A 16,832-nucleotide genomic window follows, 5' to 3' on the forward strand; every position below is an offset into this window, starting at 1 on the left:
ATGACGCCGAAGGCCGTGCTGATCGGATTGCCCGGCTCCGGGAAGTCGACCATCGGGCGGCGCTTGGCGAAGGCGATGGGGGTGGCGATGCTGGACACCGACGTCGCCATCGAGGAGAAGACCGGCCGCACCGTGGCCGACATCTTTGCCAACGACGGCGAGCAGGAATTCCGCCGCATCGAAGAAGAGGTCATTCGCGACGCCCTGGCCACCCACGACGGCGTGCTGTCGCTGGGCGGCGGCGCGGTCACCACCCCCGGAGTACGTGACGCGCTGGCCGGGCACACCGTGGTGTTCCTGGAGATCAGCGCGGCCGAAGGTGTGCGACGGACCAGCGGCAGCACGGTACGCCCGCTGCTGGCCGGGCCCGACCACGCCGAGAAGTACCGCACGCTGATGAACGAGCGGGTGCCGATCTACCGTCGGGTCGCCACGATCCGGATCAACACCAATCGCCGAAATCCCGGTGCCGTTGTGCGCCATATCATTTCGCGACTGGAAAATCCGCAGCCGCCGCGCCGGCGCAGGCCGCCCTGGCGGCGTTCGTCGTCGACGTCCGAAAAAGGTTCCACCCCAACGCCACCGGATGACCCGGTGGAGTCCACCCCGGTCACGCCCGCCACCCCGGCGGCGCTGGCCGCTCGCCGCGCCGGAGTTCGCAAATGACTGAGTCCTCGTCGCCGGTGACCATCGAGGTCGCCGTCGATCCGCCCTACCCGGTGATCGTGGGCACCGGCCTGCTCGGCGAGCTCGGTGAGCTGCTCGGCGGCCGGCACAAGGTCGCCATCCTGCACCAGCCGGTGCTGACCCAGACCGCCGAGGCGATCCGGGCGCACCTGTCGGAGCTGGGGGTCGACGCCCATCGCATCGAGATTCCCGACGCCGAGGCCGGCAAAGACCTGCCGGTTGTCGGTTTCATCTGGGAAGTGCTGGGCCGCATCGGAATCGGCCGTAAAGATGCGCTGGTGAGCCTCGGTGGCGGCGCGGCCACGGATGTGGCGGGCTTCGCCGCGGCCACCTGGCTGCGCGGTGTGGACATCGTGCACGTGCCGACCACGCTGCTGGCGATGGTCGACGCCGCGGTCGGCGGGAAGACCGGAATCAACACCGAGGCCGGCAAGAACCTGGTCGGCGCTTTCCACCAGCCGGCCGGCGTGCTGGTCGACCTGGCGATGCTGGAGACGTTGCCGCGCAACGAACTCGTCGCCGGGATGGCCGAGATCGTCAAGGCCGGCTTCATTGCTGACCCGAAGATCCTCGACCTCATCGAGGCCGATCCGCAGGCTGCTGTCGACCCGGCCGGCTCTGTTCTGCCGGAGCTGATCCGGCGGGCTATCGCGGTCAAGGCCGAGGTGGTGGCCGCCGACGAGAAAGAGTCGGCGTTGCGCGAAATCCTCAACTACGGGCACACGTTGGGACATGCCATCGAACGCCGCGAGCGCTACAAGTGGCGCCACGGCGCCGCTGTTTCGGTGGGCCTGGTGTACGCCGCGGAGCTGGGCCGGCTGGCAGGCCGGCTCGACGACGAGACCGCTGCGCGCCACCGCACGGTCCTGACAGCGCTCGGGCTGCCGGTGAGCTACGACGCCGACGCCCTGCCCGACCTCGTCGAGAGCATGGCCGGCGACAAGAAGACCCGCTCCGGTGTGCTGAGGTTCGTGGTGCTCGACGGGCTGGCCAAGCCGGGGCGGCTGGAAGGCCCGGACCCGGCGCTGCTGGCGGCGGCCTACGCGGAGGTGGCGAAGTGACCACAGTGCTGGTGCTCAACGGCCCGAACCTCGACCGGCTCGGCCGGCGCGAACCCGAGATCTACGGCAGCACAACCTATGACGACCTCGTCACCCTGGTCGAAACGCAGGCAACCGAATTGGGACTCAGCGCGGTGGTGCGCCAGAGCAACAGCGAAGGCCAGCTGCTGGACTGGTTGCATGCGGCCGCCGACGCCGGTGACCCGGTGATCCTCAATGCCGGCGCGCTGACCCACACCTCGATCGCGCTGCGCGATGCGTGTGCCGAACTGAAGGCTCCGCTGATCGAGGTGCACATCTCCAATGTGCATGCGCGAGAAGAGTTTCGGCACCACTCGTATCTGAGCGGGGTGGCGACCGGGGTGATCGTCGGCCTGGGAGTTCAGGGCTACCTGCTGGCGCTTCGCTACCTGGCCACCCTGGACGCCACACCCGACCAGGCGTGAACAACCGATTGGCGCTGGGCGGGGCCGGCGTCACACGCGTCGTCGAAACGCAGGTCCAGATGCGGACATCGCTGTTCGCCGACACCCCGGCGCAGGCTTGGGACGACAACGCCGACCTGCTGGAGCCGCACTTCTGGGATCGCGGCGCGCAGCAGTGGCGGATCGCGATGCAGTCCTGGGTGGTGGAAGTCGATGGTCTGATCGTCGTCGTCGACACCGGGGTGGGCAACGACCGCGACCGGCCGCACATGCCGCCTCTCGACCATCTCTGCACCGACTTCCTCGCCGCCTTCACCGCGGCCGGCTTCGACCCGGCCGATGTCGACATCGTGGTCAACACCCACCTGCACACCGATCATGTCGGCTGGAACACCCAATTGGTCGACGGGCACTGGGTGCCGACGTTCCCCAACGCCCGTTACGTGATGCCCGAAGCCGACTACCGTTTCTTCGGTCCCGGGGGAGACGGCGAGAACGACGGCATGCGAACGGTGTTGGCCGACAGCGTGATTCCGGTCAGCGACCAGATCCAGCTGTGGTCGGACGAGGTGAAGCTCAGCGAGTCGCTGCACCTGCGTCCGGCCGCCGGGCACACGCCCGGATCCTCGGTGCTGTGGCTCGACGCGGGCAGCCCCGCCGTGTTCGTCGGCGACCTCACGCACTGCCCGATCCAGATCCGCAGGCCCGACGACGCGTGCGCTTTCGACGTCGACCCGACCGCGGCCCGCCGCACCCGACGCCGGGTGTTCGCCGAGGCCGCGCAGGCAGGTGCGACGGTCTTTCCCGCGCATTACCCCGGACATGGGGGACCGGTGCTCGTCGCGAGCGACGACGGTTTCGACGTCAGCGGCTGGGCGCCACTGGACGCGATCTGACTACGACTTGTCGGACTTGTCGGACTTGCTCGTCATGTCGATCTGCTCGGTCGGCTCGTCGCGCTCGGCGGTGGCCACTGGCGAGGTGTGCGCCTCGGTCGCCGCGGACTCGTGGGTGAGTCCGGCGATCGGACCGGTGCGGTCCTCCGTCTCGACGGCGTCGAACACGTCGTGCGCCTCGCCGTAACGGCGGCGGGGTTCGTCGGGGCGCTTGCGGTCGACCAGGAAACGCCCGATTGCCACGGCGGCGATGGCAGGCACGAACACCATCAGTGCGGTGAACGCCGCATAGGTGGTCAGCTCGCTGATCAGGCCCTCGGCGTACACGTTCTTGTAGAACAGCGAGACGACCCAGGTGATCAGACCGCTCACGATGCCGGCGACCAGTCCGGCCAGCAGCCAGGTCATCGCCAGATCGCGGCGGCGGTCCGGGTCAGGGTTGTCGTTGGCGTCGCCGCGGCCGTCGATCAGACCCCACAGGAATGCCGCGATACCGAACACCACGACCAGCACGACGCTGATCAGTCCCGCCTTGGTCTCGTAGATGTTGATCAGCGTGCCCTGCACGATCCGGACGATCACCATGCCGGCAGCGAACGCCAGTCCGCGCAACAACCACGTAGTCATGGTTAGTCAGGGTAGCGAGTACCGTCAGCGACCGTGACACATTCCCAACGTCGGAACCGGCTGGCAGCCACGCTGGCCGCCGACGGACTGGACGCAATGCTGATCAGTGACCTGGTCAACGTGCGTTATCTCTCCGGTTTCAGCGGGTCGAACGCCGCGCTTCTGGTGTTCGCGGGCGACACGCCCGACGTGTTGGCCACCGATTCGCGGTACCGGACGCAGGCCGCACAGCAGGCGCCGGACCTGGAAACCGTCATCGAGCGGGCCTGCGGACGTCACCTCGTGGGCCGGGCGGTGGCCGACGGAGCCCGCCGGATCGGGTTCGAGAGCCACGTCGTCACCGTCGACGGGTTCGACACCCTGGCCCGCGAAGTCGACGAGCAGCCGGCGGCCGAGCTGGTGCGGGCCTCGGGGACCGTCGAGGCGCTGCGCGAGATCAAGGATGCCGGTGAGATCGCACTGCTGCGGCTGGCCTGCGAAGCCGCCGACGCAGCCCTGGCGGTGCTGGTGAGCAGCGACGGGCTGCGGCCGGGCCGCACTGAGCGGGAAGTCGGCCGCCAGCTCGAGGCGCTGATGCTCGAACACGGCGCCGACGGACCGTCGTTTGAAACCATCGTGGCCACCGGCGCCAACTCGGCGATCCCACACCACCGGCCCACCGACGCGGTGCTGGGCAGCGGCGACTTCGTCAAGATCGACTTCGGCGCGCTGGTCGGGGGTTATCACTCCGACATGACCCGCACGTTCGTGCTCGGCGCCGCAGCCGAGTGGCAGCTGGAGATCTACGAGCTGGTGGCGGCGTCCCAGCGGGCCGGCCGCAACGCTCTCGAGGTGGGGGCGGAGCTTCGTGACGTGGATGGCGCGGCCCGGCAGGTGATCGTCGACGCCGGCTACGGCGAGTTCTTCGGGCACGGCCTCGGGCACGGGGTCGGACTGCAGATCCACGAAGCGCCGGGAATCAACTCCGCCGCCGCCGGTACACTGCTTGCTGGCTCCGTGGTGACCGTGGAACCCGGGGTCTACCTGCCCGACCGTGGCGGTGTCCGCATCGAGGACACCCTGGTCGTCGGCGAACGAAGCCCCGAACTACTGACCCGGTTCCCCAAGGAACTGACCGTCCTGACTTAGGAGAACGACCTACCGTGGCATCCACTGCCGATTTCAAGAATGGCCTTGTGCTGAACATCGACGGCCAGCTCTGGCAGATCACCGAGTTCCAGCACGTCAAACCGGGCAAGGGCCCGGCGTTTGTGCGTACCAAGCTCAAGAACGTGCTGTCGGGCAAGGTCGTCGACAAGACCTACAACGCCGGGGTGAAGGTGGAGACCGCGACCGTCGACCGGCGCGACGCCACCTACCTCTACCGCGACGGCTCGGATTTCGTGTTCATGGACTCCGAGGACTTCGAGCAGCACCCGCTGCCGGAGGCGCTGGTGGGCCGGCTGGCAGATTTCCTGCTGGAGGGCATGCCGGTGCAGATCGCGTTCAACGAGGGCTCGCCGCTGTATCTGGAGCTGCCGGTGACCGTCGAGCTCGAGGTCGCCAGCACCGAGCCCGGCCTGCAGGGCGACCGTTCCAGCGCCGGCACCAAGCCGGCGACGCTGGAGACCGGCGCCGAGATCCAGGTTCCGCTGTTCATCAACACCGGCGACAAACTCAAGGTCGATTCCCGCGACGGCAGTTACCTGGGGCGTGTGAACTCCTGATATGGCCGACCGCAAGGCCGACAAGGGTCGGCATCAGGCGCGCAAGCGCGCCGTCGACCTGCTGTTCGAGGCCGAGGCCCGGGGTCTGACCCCGGCCGAGGTGGCCGAGGGGCGCACTGCGCTCGCCGAGGCGAACGCGGACGTATCGGCGCTGAACCCGTACACGGTGACCGTCGCGCAGGGCGTCACGGCGCACACGGCCCACATCGACGAGATGATCACCTCGCACCTGCAGGGCTGGACTCTGGAGCGGCTGCCCGCCGTGGACCGCGCGATCCTGCGGGTGGCGGTGTGGGAGCTGCTGCACGCCGAGGACGTGCCGGAGCCGGTGGCCGTCGACGAGGCGGTCGAGCTGGCCAAGGAGCTGTCCACCGACGACTCACCGGGCTTCGTCAACGGGGTGCTCGGCCAGGTCATGCTGGTGACCCCGCAGATCCGCGCGGCCTCGCAAGCAGTCACAGACGCAGTCCGGGGCCCCGGCCCCGAGGCGTAACCTCCCCGCCATGTTGAGCTCCGCGGACTGGGTCGAAGCGGGGTTCTCGTTGCTCGCCGAGCAGGGCGTCAAGGCACTGACCGTCGGCCGGCTCTGCGAGCGGGTGGGTGCCACCAAGGGCAGCTTCTACTGGCATTTCACCGACCTCGGCGCGTATCGGCGCGCGCTGGCCGACACCTGGGCCGAGGTGAATGACACCGACCGCGCCGAGTTCATCGGACTGGCCGAGCTTCCACCGCGCGAGCGGCTCAGCCGGATGATGAGAACTCTTCTGGGGCAACGGCATTGGATGCTGGAGCGGGCGATGCGGGAGTGGGCACGCACCGACGCCGATGTCGCGGCCGCGGTGTCCGCCTCCGACCGGCGGGTGCGCCGTGCGGTGCGGCAGGCCTACCTCGATGACGGCTTCAGCACCGAGGAGGCCCACGTGCGCGCTGACGCGACATTCGCGGCGGGCGTGGGATTTCTGCACCTGTCCGTCACCGCTCCCGGCGCGAAAGCCACTGCGCAGCAACAGCGTTTCCTGGACATCATGCTTCGCCACTAAGGCCATACCAAAAGGTATGGTAGCGTTCGGCCGATGATCAGCGACGACTTCGTGGCGCGCCTGGCGCGGCGCGCCGTAGAGGCCGAAGAGCTGCGCCGTCTGCCCGACGCCACCATTGCCGACTACCGGACCAGCGGGCTGGCGCGACTGCTGCTGCCCGCCCGCTACGGCGGGGACCAGGCGCCGTTCCCGGACATCCTGGAACCGGTGCGCCGAATGGCCCATGGCTGTGTATCGAGTGCCTGGACGTTGGGGTTCTACACCCTGCACAACTGGATGCTGGCGCTGTTCGGCGAGCAGGCGCAGGACGAGGTGTTCGCCGACGGGCCGGTGTTGTGCCCGGCGCCGCTGGCGCCGACCGGTCGCGCGGTGCCCGTCGACGGCGGGGTGCGGCTGTCCGGGCGGTGGTCCTGGGCCACCGGGATCATGGCCGCCGACTGGGTGATGGTCGGCGCCCTGTGTGGACCCGACGACGGCAGGTATCCCGCGCTGGTCCTGTTGCCGTTCGACGACGTTGCCGTAGAGGATGTTTGGCACACCGACGGGATGCGGGGGACCGGCTCGCACGATGTGCTGGTGAACGACGTGTTCGTGCCTGAGCACCGCCTGGTCGGCGTCGTCGACGTCTATGGCGGCACCGCGCCGGGTGCGGCGCTGCACGATGCGAGCGCCTACCGGTGGCCGATGGTCCCTGCGTTGTCACTGCTGGCGGCGATGCCGGCACTCGGTGCCGCGGAGGCGGTCGCCGACGGGTTCGCAGCCCGGCTCGGTGAGCGCGTGCTGGCCTACTCCGGGGTGACCCAGAAACAACAGCCGGCCGCTCAGATCCGCCTCGGCGATGCCCGGGTGCGGTTACGCGCGCTGCACGGCCTGCTGGACGACACGGTCGATCTGATCGAGGGCTTGGTCACCGACGGCACCCGGATCCCGCGCACGGTCCGCGCCCGGACCCGGGTAGCCGCCGCGCACATCGTCCACGAGTCTCGTGCCGTCGTCGCCGATCTGCTCGAATCCTCCGGTGCCAGTGCGCATTTCCTGCACAACCCGCTCCAGCGCGCGAAACGGGACATCGACGTCATCTCCGGCCACGTGGTGTTCGACTACGACGTGAGCCGCGAGCTGGCCGGCGCGCTGGAGATCGGCGCGCCGGTCTCGCCGATCGCGATGGTCTAGCCGGCGCTCCTGGCATTGGCCATGAGCTCGGCCACCCGTTCGCGCTGAGCCGGGTTCTCGAAGATGCCGTCCTTCTTGAAGTACGTGCCGACGATGGCGCCGTCGGCGACGGCGAGCTGGTCGGCGACGTTCTCGGCCCTGACGCCGGTGTTGACGAACACCGGGACGGTCCCCGCGTTCTTCTTGACCACCGACAGTGCCTCGAGATCCGTTGGGGCGCCGGCCGTCAGCCCCGATACACAGATGGCGTCGGGAAGCGTGGCGAACACCGTGGTCCGGGTGATCGACGCGAGATCGCGCTGCGCGAGGTAGGTGGCGGACTCGGGAACGATGTTGAAGAACAGTTTCACCCCGGCACCGCCGATGCGGGCGCGGTGACGGGCAACTTCACCGACGTTGGTGTCCCACAACCCGAAATCGCTGGCGTACACGCCGGTGAAGATCTCGCGGACGTACTGTGCGCCGGTGGCCACGGCGAGGTCGATCGAGGCGCGACCGTCCCACAACACGTTGACCCCGTAGGGAATCGAGATGTCGCCGAGCAACTGACCGATGATGCGGGCCATCGTGATCGCGGTGATCGGTTCGGTCTTCGTGAGGTAGGGCAGGCTGAACTCGTTCGAGATCATCACCCCGTCGACGCCGCCCTGCTGGAGCGCGTCGAGCTCCTCCTTGGCGCGGTCCACCACGGCCGTGAGCCCGGCGCGGGTGTCGAATCCGGGGTCCCCGGGCAGCGCGGAGAGGTGAAGCATCGCGATCACAGGCTTCGCTACGGAGAAGACCTCGCGCACCCAGTCGGCCATGTGAACCCCTTTCGGTTGAGACTGTCTGTTTCTAACGCACGGCTGACGCGTTCTGCAAGAAAATTACAGATTGTTCCGGAAACTCCGGTAATTGTTGCAGCCAAGTCGTGAAGACTTTACATTGAATCCCACACTTCGTGAATCACTCACAACAAGGAGCGGGCGAACTGGTGTCAGCCAAGACGCGGCGTGCGCAGATAGAGCAGCGGGTCCTTGACGAGGGCGAGATCGAATACGCCTCGTTGGCACAGGAATACGGCGTCTCCGAGATGACGATCCGCCGAGACGTCGACGCGTTGGAGGCATCCGGTCTGGTCCGGCGCATCACCGGCGGCGCGATCAAGGCTTATCAGAAGGCGGAAGAGCCATCCTTCGAGAGCCGGGCGTCGAGATCGGCCACCGAGAAGATGCACATCGCCGAGGCGGCGGTCGAACTCCTCGAGCCGGGCGAGACCGTCATCCTCGACAGCGGCAGCACAGTACTGGCGGTGGCCCGGGCCATCCGCGGCCGCGGGCTCGGGCTCACCATCGTGACGCCGAGCCTGCTGGCCGCAATCGAGCTCGCGGACGAACCGGACACCACGATCATCGTCACCGGGGGGCATCTTCGCCCCGGCGAGCTCAGCCTGATCGGCTTCGAAACCGAAGCGGTCTATCAGATGTACAACTGCGACACCTACATCATGGGTGTCGCCGGTGTCGATCCCGTCCGCGGCCTGACCGACTATCACCGGCTCGAGGGCAGCGCCAAGCGTGCGGCCGCCGGCGCCGCGGACCGGATCATCGTCGTCGCCGATGAGTCCAAACTCGGCCGGGTGCAGCTGTTGACCGTTGCCCCGCTGAGCGCGGCGGGCCACATCGTCACCGACAGTCCGCCCGATCACCCCACCCTGGTCGCTGCCCGCAACCTCGGCGTGGAGGTGCTCTGCGTGGATCGCGACGACAAGCCCGGCGACGGCGTTCTGGACGAAGCCCTGTGAGCGGCTTCACCATCGGCGTGGACATCGGCACCACCGGCACCAAGACGGTGCTGCTGGACACCGACGGTGGCATCGTCGCCCAAACCAGCCGTGAATCAACACTTTTCAGTGACCGGCCCGGCTGGGCCGAGGCAGACCCGGACCAGTGGCTGGCCAATGTGGTCGGCTCGCTCACCGAGGTCGTCGCCACGGCGGGTATCGCACCGGCCGACGTCACAGCCATTGCCACCACGGGCATGGTGCCTGCCGTCATCGCCATCGATGCCGAGGGCCGACCACTGCGCCGGGCAATCCTGCAGAACGACGCCCGCGCCGCCGATGAGATCCGCACCCTGGCAACGGCCCTGGCCGATATCGACCTCGTCGCGTTGACGGGTGCCGCACTGACCCAGCAGTCGGTCGCGCCCACCGTGCTCTGGCTGCAGCGCAACGAACCTGACATCACCGCGCGGACAGCCCATTTCGTCGGCTCCTACGACTGGCTGTTGGTCGCCCTGGGCGCGCCTGCCCATGTCGAGAGGAACTGGGCCCTGGAATCCGGCCTGTTCACCATCGGGGGAGAGCCGGTCGGCGCGGTGATGTCAGCCGCCGGTATCGATCCCGAGCTCCTGCCGCCCGTCCGGTCGCCCGGAGACGTTGCCGGCGGGCTCAGCGCCGAGATGGCCCAACGCAGCGGACTGCGCGCGGGCACACCTCTGGTGGTCGGCGGTGCCGACCACGTGCTGTCGGCCTTCGCCGCGGGCGTCGAAGAACACGGCGACTGGTTGGTGAAGCTGGGGGGCGCCGGCGACATCCTCGTGGCCAGTGATGATCCCGTCGTCGACCGACGCCTCTACCTCGATGCCCATCCGGTGCCCGGACGGTGGCTGCCCAATGGCTGCATGGCCACCAGCGGCAGCCTGATCCGCTGGTTCCAAAGCCTCATCGGCGGCGAGGATCTGCTGAACCTGGACGAGGAGGCGCAGCACCGTCGCCCTGCCGAAGTCCTCTGCCTTCCGTACTTCCTCGGCGAGAAGAGCCCACTGCATGACCCGGATCTGCGCGGGGTCTACGCGGGTCTGCACCTGGGCACCACCCGGGCCGACATGTACCGCTCGACCCTGGAGGCCATCGCTTTCGGCTTCCGCCACCACGTCGAGGTGTTCGGCGAACTGGGCATCGAACTCGGCCGTGCGTCGATCACCAACGGCGGCAGCAAGTCCACGCTGTGGAAGCAGATCCACGCCGAGGTACTCGGCGTGCCGGTGCATCCCATCGTCGACCATCCCGGCGCCTCGCTGGGGGCCGCGCTGATCGCCGCAGTCGGTGTCGGGGCGCTGGCGGGATGGGACCAGTGCCGGCCGTTCGTCAGGCTCGGCGAACCCGTGGTGCCCGACCCCGCCAATGTCGCGGTCTACGACGCCGCATACCAGGAATGGCGCGACCTGGCCACCGCCACCACCGCCATCTCGCACACGCTAGCTGAAAGGACTCGTCAATGAGCAAGACCGTGGTCGTCACCGGAGCCGGATCGGGGATCGGCAAGGCGATCGCCACCGTTGCCGCCCAACGTGATTGGCGGGTGGTGGTCACCGACATCGATCTCGACGCCGCCACCGCGGTGGCAGCCGGGCTGGACGACCCGGCCGGCCTGGGCCACGAAGCCACCCAGCTCGATGTCACCGACCCGGCGCAGGCCGCGATGGTCGCCGACGACATCGCAGACCGGCTCGGGCTGGACGCGTGGATGAGCAATGCCGGTATCTCGTTCATGGTGCCGTTCCTCGACGTGTCATTGGACAACTACGACCTGACGATGGACATCAACCTCAAGGGGGTCTTCATCTGCGGTCAGGCGGCCGCCCGCGCGATGGTCCGCACCGGGCGCCGCGGGACGATCGTCAACACGGCGTCGATGGCGGGCAAGCAGGGCCGGGTGCCGTATCTGTCCGACTACGTCGCCTCCAAGCACGGCGTCGTCGGCCTGACCCAGGCGATGGCATACGAACTCGCCGAGCACGGCATCACCGTCAACTGTGTGTGCCCCGGATTCGTGGCCACCCCGATGCAGTCGCGCGAATTGGACTGGGAGGCACAGCTTCGCGGAACCACGCCCGAGAAGGTCAAGCAGATGTGGATCGATGACACACCGCTCGGCCGTTTACAGCAGCCGGAGGACGTCGCCTACACCGTCGCCTTCCTGCTCTCCGATGACGCCCGGTTCATCACCGGCGAGGCGCTGGCCGTCAACGGCGGCGCCTACATGGATTAGCCCTGATGTTCACCACTGAAAAGGGGAAGCAATGAAGTTCACAACTCCAGGGTTGCGGCGCGCCGCAACATGTCTGGGCGCCATCGGCGCGTCAGCGCTCCTACTCTCAGGGTGCGCGGGCAGTGGCGGGCCGGAAGCCCCGTCCGCGACCGGGTCGGGCCAGGTCCCGACCGATATCTCGGGCACCGTCAACATCCTGATGGAGAACGTGCCCGACACTGACATCGTCAAGTCGATGATCCCCGAGTTCAACAAGAAGTACCCGAACATCAAGGTGAGCATCGAGCCGCAGACCTACGACCAGATCCGGGACAAGCTGGTCGCATCCTTCCAGGCGCCCAAGGCGACCTACGACCTCGTCGTCGTCGACAACGTCTGGATGAAGGACTTCGTCGCCGCGAACTGGTTGCAGCCGTTGGATTCTCGCATCGACTCAACAGCGGACTACGACTACGCAGACTTCTTCAAGCCGCTCACCGACATCGATACCGTCGACGGTAAGCGGTACGCGGTGCCGTTCTACAACTACGCGCTCGGCTACATCTACAGCGTGCCCGACTACCAGAAGGCGGGCCTGAGCGAACCCAAGACCCTCGACGACCTGGTGGCCAACTCCAAGAAGCTGGTCTCCGGTGACCGGGCCGGCATCGCCATGCAGCCGCAGCGCGGCTACAAGGTCTTCGAGGAATGGGCCAACTTCCTGTTCGCCGCGGGCGGTTCGATCTACGACGACTCGGGCAAGTACACCCTCGACACCCCTGAGGCCAAGAAGGCGCTGTCCGCCTACGTCGACCTGTACAACACCGCCGCCCCGAAGAACAGCCTCAACTGGGGCTTCGACGAGGCCGGCCGGTCGGTGTCCAGCGGACAGTCGGCGTCACTGGTGAGTTACAACTGGAACCTGCCGTCACTGAACGCCCCGGACGGGACGGCGGCCAAGTCCGGCGTCGGCCCGTTCAAGCTGACGGCCATGCCCGGTGGCGTCGATGTGCTGGGCTCGTGGAGCTGGGCGATCCCGCAGAACTCCGGGAACGCCGACGCCGCATGGGCATTCGCCTCCTGGTTGACGTCCAAGCCGGTCGACCTCGAGCGGGTCGTCAAGGGCGGCGCGGTCATTCGCAGCAGCAGCACGCAGGATCCCAAGGTGCTCGCCGACGGATTCGGTGCCGACTATTACTCGGTGGTCAAAGACATCCTGTCCAAGGCCAAGCCGCTGAGCAACCAGACCAACGCCGAGGAGATGATCCAGGCCGTCGGAACGGAATTGAACGAGGCCGTGGCAGGCACCAAGAGCATCGACGACGCGCTGCGCGACGCTCAGGCCGCAGCCGAGAAGACCCGGGGCTGACCCCGATTCTGACACTGTGGGATCCGGCGACCGTGACGAGTAGGGAGGACCCGGCATGACCAGATTCAAATACGGGATGTTGAGTCCGCTGCTGGCGCTGTTCGTCGCGGTCGTCGGATTCCCACTGTTCTACGCGCTCTACCTCAGCGCCACCGACTACAAGCTCACCGATCGGCGCGCGCCCCGGTTCGTCGGGCTGACGAACTACCTCAACACCCTCACCAACCCGGACTTCTGGCAGGCATTCGGGACCACCGCCACCTACGTCCTGGTGGCGGTGGTACTCGAACTGGTCATCGGCCTGGTGCTGGCGATGGCGCTGCAGCGCCAGAAGTGGGCCCGGGACGTCACCCGCGCGATGCTGCTGGCGCCCATGTTCATCACGCCGGTCGCCGTCGGTCTGACGTTCCGCTTCCTGCTCAACGACCAGCTCGGCGCTATCCCGTTCGTGCTGAAGAAGTTCGGTGTGGACATCGATTTCCTGGGTTCGGGGCACGCGCTGTACACGTTGGCCCTCATCGACGTCTGGCAGTGGACACCGTTCATGGTGCTGCTCTTGCTGGCCGGCCTGGAATCGATTCCCAAACAGCCGCTGGAGGCGGCCCGGGTGGACGGCGCCCCGCCCTGGTACGTGTTCTGGCGGGTCATCCTGCCGCTGCTGCGGCCCGTGCTGGCCGTCGCGGTGCTGCTGCGGGCGCTGGACGCGATGAAGGTCTTCGAATACGTCTACGCCACCACCAAGGGCGGGCCCGGCACCGAAACCCAGACGCTGCAGTACTACACGTATCAGACCGGCGTGCAGTTCTTCCGGCTCGGCAGCGCGGCCTCGATGGCGTTCGTGGTGCTCGCCGTGGTACTGACCGCGGTTGTGATCACCTTCCGGCTGCTGGAGAGGAACCGCGACGCATGAGCAGCGTGAAGGGATACACCCTGGCCCGCATCGTGGTGCTGTGGGTCGGCGTCGTCGTGGTGGTCATGCCGATCGCATGGATCGTCCTGGCCAGCTTCAAATCTCCTGTTCAGCTCAATGATCCGGCCCTCGTCTTGTTCAGCCCCAATCTGGACAGCTGGCGGTCGGTGCTGTCCTCGGGCATCCTCGACGCGGCGGCACGCAGCTTCTTCGTCGCATCCATCAGCGTGGCCATCAGCCTCGTGGTCGGCTGCATGGGCGCCTACGCGATCACCACGTACCGGGCAGGTGGCACCGTCACCCGATTCGGACTGCTTGCCGCGCAGATGATTCCGCCGGCAGTGCTGGTCTTCCCGTTCCTCACCATGGCCTATGCGCTGCGCTTGCAGGACAGCCTGGTCCCGGTGATCTTCGCGCACCTGAGCTTCGTCGCGCCGGTGGTGACGTGGTTTCTCATCGGCTTCTTCGAGGCGGTGCCGAAGTCCATCGAAGAGCAGGCCCGAGTCGACGGTTTCGGCCGGTTCCGGGCGTTCCTGCTGGTGGTGTTGCCTCAAGTGTTGCCGGGCATCGGGGCGTCGGCGATCTTCGGCTTCACGCTGTCGTGGAACGACATGTTCTACGGCCTGATCCTGGCGCCGGGCAACGCGAAGATCCTGCCGGTGGCGATCGCCGGGTTCAACACCTTCCGCGGAGTGCAGATCGGGTCGATGTGCGCGGCGATCCTGATCGCCGTCGTCCCGGTTGTCATCGCGAGCTTCTTTGTTCAGCGCCGCCTGGTCCAGGGCATCAGCGGCGGCGCGGTCAAGACCTAGCACGGCAGGAGAACGAAAACAGCATGGCTACAGTCACTTTCAGTGGTGTGAACAAGGCCTACGGTGACGCTCGCATCGTCCACGACCTCGATCTCGAGATGGCCGACGGCTCGTTCACCGTATTGGTGGGTCCGTCGGGATGCGGTAAGTCGACGTCGCTTCGGATGCTGGCCGGCCTGGAACCCGTCACCGCAGGGACCATCAGGATCGGCGACAGGGACGTCACCGCGCTGGAACCCAAGGACCGCGACATCGCCATGGTGTTCCAGAACTACGCGCTGTATCCGCACCTGACCGTCGAGCAGAACATCGCGTTTCCGCTGCGTGCCAAAAAGATCGCGAAGAAGGAAGCCCGCGATCGTGCCGCGGTCGTCGCCGAGACACTCGGCCTCACCGGCGCACTGTCGCGCAAGCCGAAGGACCTCAGCGGCGGTCAGCAGCAGCGCGTCGCGATCGGCCGGGCGATCATCCGGGAACCTGCGGTGTTCCTGTTCGACGAGCCGTTGAGCAACCTGGATGCCAAGCTCCGCGTCGAAACCCGCACCGAGCTGCTGCGCATCCAGCGCAGGCTGGGCATCACATCGCTGTATGTGACCCACGATCAGGAAGAGGCGATGACGCTGTCCGACCGTATGGTCGTGATGAACGAAGGCCGCATCGCCCAGCAGGGCGCCCCGCTGGAGGTGTACACCAAGCCGGCCAGCACTTTCGTCGCCGGCTTCGTGGGCAGTCCGAAGATGAATCTGGTGCCCGGCGTGATCGACGGCGGGCTGTTCCGCTCGACCGACGGCCTGGCGCTGCCGGTCGGAGACGTCGCCCGGCACTCCGAGCCGGTGACCGTCGGTTTCCGTCCGGAGCATCTCGTGCTGAGCCGGGCCGACGGCGACAGCGACCGACCACTCGGCTCCACCGGCCGGGTGGCCCTGATCGAGCATCTCGGCCCGCGCGCGATCGTCGCCGTCGAGGCGTCCGGCTGCACGCTGGTGAGCGTTCTCGACATCGCGCAGCTCGGTGATCTCGCCGAAGGCGCCCGGGTGGCGATGTCGGTCCGCGACGGCGGACTGCACGTCTTCGACAAGACCACCGGCGCTCGCATCGAGTCGTGATGGACACCGCGGAGTTGCTCGACGTTGCCCTGGCTGCCGCCCGCAGCGGGGCGGACGTGCTCGCGGCAGGCGCCCGAGGCGATCTCCAGATCACGACCAAGGGGGAGCGGGGCAATCTGGTCACCAACGTCGACGTCGCCGCCGAGCATGCGGTGCGGGGGGTGATCGACGCGCGGCGGCCCGCCGACGAGATCACCGGGGAGGAACTGCCCCCCGCCGTGCGGCGGCGCGCTGCGGTGAGATGGTCGATCGATCCACTCGACGGGACCACCAACTTCACCAGGGGAATCCCTTACTACGCAACGTGTGTCGGCGCAGTGGACGCCGAAGACCGCTGGCTCGCCGGGGCGGTGGTGGCCCCGGCGCTGGGCAAGACCTACTTCGCGCAGCGCGGCGGCGGCGCCTGGCTCGCCGACGCGGCCGGGGTACGCCGGCTCACCGGCCCTGACGGTGACCGAGGGGCGCGACTGCTGGGCATGGGTTATTCGTACTCCGCCGATGTCCGCCGCGAGCAGTTCACGTTGACCGCGCAGCACATGCGCGAGTACACCGACGCCCGGATCTTCGGTTCGGCGGCGTTGGCGATCTGCGCCGTCGCCGAGGGAGCCATCGACGGGTTCGTCGAAACCGACCTCGCCGAGCATGATTGGGCCGCCGCGGCCGTCATCGCCGAAGAAGCCGGGCTCCGGGTCAGCCGGCCGGTCCCGGGGGCGTCGGCAGTGGCCGTCGAGCTGCCGTGAGGTCCGACCACTGCGTTAGCACAATTCGCGACGTCTCGCAGCGTAATTTGCTGCATTGATGAGCGTTAAATCGTGGGGGCGAGGGTGATGGCTGAAATCAGGCTCTCTGCCTAAGTCTTTGGCTAGGTGCGTGGTGGTGCACTTACTTAGATCAGTTCATCTTCGGTTGCCAAACCATCCACTGCTGTTTACAGTAACTCCGCGGGTTCGCCATCTGGTGCTGTCATTGTGCACCGCGGAGGCGTCGTCTCATCGCACATCGTTATC

Annotated in this window: 19 protein-coding genes; 17 read left to right on the forward strand and 2 right to left on the reverse strand. The window is 67.4% G+C overall.

The window, feature by feature from the left end; all coding sequences use genetic code 11:
• From G6N32_RS11515 to G6N32_RS11530, 4 genes are read left to right on the forward strand one after another with little or no spacing between them, the layout of a single operon-like run.
• Complete coding sequence (locus tag G6N32_RS11515) at nt 1–666, forward strand: shikimate kinase (RefSeq protein ID WP_115319708.1); 666 nt, start codon at nt 1–3, stop codon at nt 664–666.
• The gene (gene aroB, locus G6N32_RS11520) at nt 663–1,748 is read left to right on the forward strand and encodes a 3-dehydroquinate synthase (protein WP_115319709.1); all 1,086 of its coding nucleotides are present in this window, start codon (nt 663–665) and stop codon (nt 1,746–1,748) included. The genes G6N32_RS11515 and aroB overlap by 4 nt, the downstream gene beginning before the upstream one ends.
• Nucleotides 1,745–2,194 (forward strand): type II 3-dehydroquinate dehydratase, encoded by a 450-nt coding sequence (gene aroQ, locus G6N32_RS11525; RefSeq protein WP_115319710.1) that lies wholly within the window; start codon nt 1,745–1,747, stop codon nt 2,192–2,194. Before aroB ends, aroQ begins: the two co-directional genes overlap by 4 nt.
• The gene (locus G6N32_RS11530; protein ID WP_115319711.1) at nt 2,191–3,069 is read left to right on the forward strand and encodes an MBL fold metallo-hydrolase; all 879 of its coding nucleotides are present in this window, start codon (nt 2,191–2,193) and stop codon (nt 3,067–3,069) included. Before aroQ ends, G6N32_RS11530 begins: the two co-directional genes overlap by 4 nt.
• Here the strand turns inward: G6N32_RS11530 and G6N32_RS11535 are convergent, their stop codons facing one another.
• On the reverse strand, nt 3,070–3,696 hold the full coding sequence (locus tag G6N32_RS11535) for a B-4DMT family transporter (protein ID WP_115319712.1): 627 nt from the start codon (nt 3,694–3,696) through the stop codon (nt 3,070–3,072).
• Nucleotides 3,697–3,729: 33 nt separating this feature from the next.
• Here G6N32_RS11535 and G6N32_RS11540 point away from each other — a divergent pair, with 33 nt between their 5' ends.
• The 5 genes from G6N32_RS11540 to G6N32_RS11560 are packed head-to-tail and all read left to right on the forward strand — an operon-like array spanning nt 3,730 to nt 7,615.
• Nucleotides 3,730–4,824 (forward strand): M24 family metallopeptidase, encoded by a 1,095-nt coding sequence (locus G6N32_RS11540; RefSeq protein WP_115319713.1) that lies wholly within the window; start codon nt 3,730–3,732, stop codon nt 4,822–4,824.
• A 14-nt stretch (nt 4,825–4,838) separates the two neighbouring features.
• Entirely contained in the window at nt 4,839–5,402 is a 564-nt protein-coding gene (gene efp / locus G6N32_RS11545; protein ID WP_083122914.1) for an elongation factor P, read from the forward strand.
• Nucleotide 5,403: 1 nt separating this feature from the next.
• A complete protein-coding gene (gene nusB, locus G6N32_RS11550) occupies nt 5,404–5,895 on the forward strand; it encodes a transcription antitermination factor NusB (protein ID WP_115319714.1) in 492 nt (163 codons plus the stop codon).
• Nucleotides 5,896–5,905: 10 nt separating this feature from the next.
• Nucleotides 5,906–6,442, forward strand: coding sequence for a TetR/AcrR family transcriptional regulator (locus G6N32_RS11555; protein WP_115319715.1), 537 nt, complete (start codon nt 5,906–5,908; stop codon nt 6,440–6,442).
• Nucleotides 6,443–6,475: 33 nt separating this feature from the next.
• Complete coding sequence (locus G6N32_RS11560; protein WP_115319716.1) at nt 6,476–7,615, forward strand: acyl-CoA dehydrogenase family protein; 1,140 nt, start codon at nt 6,476–6,478, stop codon at nt 7,613–7,615.
• Here G6N32_RS11560 and G6N32_RS11565 read toward each other — a convergent pair.
• The gene (locus tag G6N32_RS11565) at nt 7,612–8,418 is read right to left on the reverse strand and encodes a BtpA/SgcQ family protein (protein WP_115319717.1); all 807 of its coding nucleotides are present in this window, start codon (nt 8,416–8,418) and stop codon (nt 7,612–7,614) included. The two genes, G6N32_RS11560 and G6N32_RS11565, sit on opposite strands and share 4 nt — an antisense overlap.
• A gap of 170 nt (nt 8,419–8,588) precedes the next feature.
• Between G6N32_RS11565 and G6N32_RS11570 the strand changes: the two genes are divergently transcribed.
• The 8 genes from G6N32_RS11570 to G6N32_RS11605 are packed head-to-tail and all read left to right on the forward strand — an operon-like array spanning nt 8,589 to nt 16,565.
• On the forward strand, nt 8,589–9,398 hold the full coding sequence (locus tag G6N32_RS11570; RefSeq protein WP_232077609.1) for a DeoR/GlpR family DNA-binding transcription regulator: 810 nt from the start codon (nt 8,589–8,591) through the stop codon (nt 9,396–9,398).
• Nucleotides 9,395–10,879 (forward strand): FGGY-family carbohydrate kinase, encoded by a 1,485-nt coding sequence (locus G6N32_RS11575; RefSeq protein ID WP_115319719.1) that lies wholly within the window; start codon nt 9,395–9,397, stop codon nt 10,877–10,879. Before G6N32_RS11570 ends, G6N32_RS11575 begins: the two co-directional genes overlap by 4 nt.
• Nucleotides 10,876–11,649 carry an SDR family NAD(P)-dependent oxidoreductase gene (locus tag G6N32_RS11580; protein ID WP_115319720.1) on the forward strand — a complete coding sequence of 258 codons (774 nt, stop codon included), beginning with the start codon at nt 10,876–10,878 and terminating at the stop codon, nt 11,647–11,649. The genes G6N32_RS11575 and G6N32_RS11580 overlap by 4 nt, the downstream gene beginning before the upstream one ends.
• Nucleotides 11,650–11,680: 31 nt before the next feature.
• Complete coding sequence (locus G6N32_RS11585) at nt 11,681–12,997, forward strand: ABC transporter substrate-binding protein (protein ID WP_115319721.1); 1,317 nt, start codon at nt 11,681–11,683, stop codon at nt 12,995–12,997.
• A 55-nt stretch (nt 12,998–13,052) separates the two neighbouring features.
• Complete coding sequence (locus tag G6N32_RS11590) at nt 13,053–13,907, forward strand: carbohydrate ABC transporter permease (protein WP_232077611.1); 855 nt, start codon at nt 13,053–13,055, stop codon at nt 13,905–13,907.
• Nucleotides 13,904–14,719 (forward strand): carbohydrate ABC transporter permease, encoded by an 816-nt coding sequence (locus G6N32_RS11595; protein ID WP_115319722.1) that lies wholly within the window; start codon nt 13,904–13,906, stop codon nt 14,717–14,719. The genes G6N32_RS11590 and G6N32_RS11595 overlap by 4 nt, the downstream gene beginning before the upstream one ends.
• A 23-nt stretch (nt 14,720–14,742) precedes the next feature.
• The gene (locus tag G6N32_RS11600) at nt 14,743–15,825 is read left to right on the forward strand and encodes an ABC transporter ATP-binding protein (protein WP_115319723.1); all 1,083 of its coding nucleotides are present in this window, start codon (nt 14,743–14,745) and stop codon (nt 15,823–15,825) included.
• On the forward strand, nt 15,825–16,565 hold the full coding sequence (locus G6N32_RS11605; protein WP_115319724.1) for an inositol monophosphatase family protein: 741 nt from the start codon (nt 15,825–15,827) through the stop codon (nt 16,563–16,565). Before G6N32_RS11600 ends, G6N32_RS11605 begins: the two co-directional genes overlap by 1 nt.
• Nucleotides 16,566–16,832 lie beyond the last annotated feature (267 nt).

It is taken from the genome of Mycolicibacterium aichiense, from assembly GCF_010726245.1.
Classification (GTDB): Bacteria; Actinomycetota; Actinomycetes; order Mycobacteriales; family Mycobacteriaceae; genus Mycobacterium; species Mycobacterium aichiense.

What these genes read in the sequence shown, in the direction of transcription:
- G6N32_RS11585 (WP_115319721.1), top strand. Translation starts at nt 11,681, where the DNA reads ATGAAGTTCACAACTCCAGGGTTGCGGCGCGCCGCAACATGTCTGGGC.
- G6N32_RS11515 (WP_115319708.1), top strand. Translation starts at nt 1, where the DNA reads ATGACGCCGAAGGCCGTGCTGATCGGATTGCCCGGCTCCGGGAAGTCG.
- nusB (WP_115319714.1), top strand. Translation starts at nt 5,404, where the DNA reads ATGGCCGACCGCAAGGCCGACAAGGGTCGGCATCAGGCGCGCAAGCGC.
- G6N32_RS11580 (WP_115319720.1), top strand. Translation starts at nt 10,876, where the DNA reads ATGAGCAAGACCGTGGTCGTCACCGGAGCCGGATCGGGGATCGGCAAG.
- G6N32_RS11605 (WP_115319724.1), top strand. Translation starts at nt 15,825, where the DNA reads ATGGACACCGCGGAGTTGCTCGACGTTGCCCTGGCTGCCGCCCGCAGC.
- G6N32_RS11600 (WP_115319723.1), top strand. Translation starts at nt 14,743, where the DNA reads ATGGCTACAGTCACTTTCAGTGGTGTGAACAAGGCCTACGGTGACGCT.
- G6N32_RS11555 (WP_115319715.1), top strand. Translation starts at nt 5,906, where the DNA reads ATGTTGAGCTCCGCGGACTGGGTCGAAGCGGGGTTCTCGTTGCTCGCC.
- aroB (WP_115319709.1), top strand. Translation starts at nt 663, where the DNA reads ATGACTGAGTCCTCGTCGCCGGTGACCATCGAGGTCGCCGTCGATCCG.
- G6N32_RS11535 (WP_115319712.1), bottom strand. Translation starts at nt 3,696, where the DNA reads ATGACTACGTGGTTGTTGCGCGGACTGGCGTTCGCTGCCGGCATGGTG.
- G6N32_RS11590 (WP_232077611.1), top strand. Translation starts at nt 13,053, where the DNA reads ATGACCAGATTCAAATACGGGATGTTGAGTCCGCTGCTGGCGCTGTTC.
- G6N32_RS11595 (WP_115319722.1), top strand. Translation starts at nt 13,904, where the DNA reads ATGAGCAGCGTGAAGGGATACACCCTGGCCCGCATCGTGGTGCTGTGG.
- G6N32_RS11560 (WP_115319716.1), top strand. Translation starts at nt 6,476, where the DNA reads ATGATCAGCGACGACTTCGTGGCGCGCCTGGCGCGGCGCGCCGTAGAG.
- G6N32_RS11565 (WP_115319717.1), bottom strand. Translation starts at nt 8,418, where the DNA reads ATGGCCGACTGGGTGCGCGAGGTCTTCTCCGTAGCGAAGCCTGTGATC.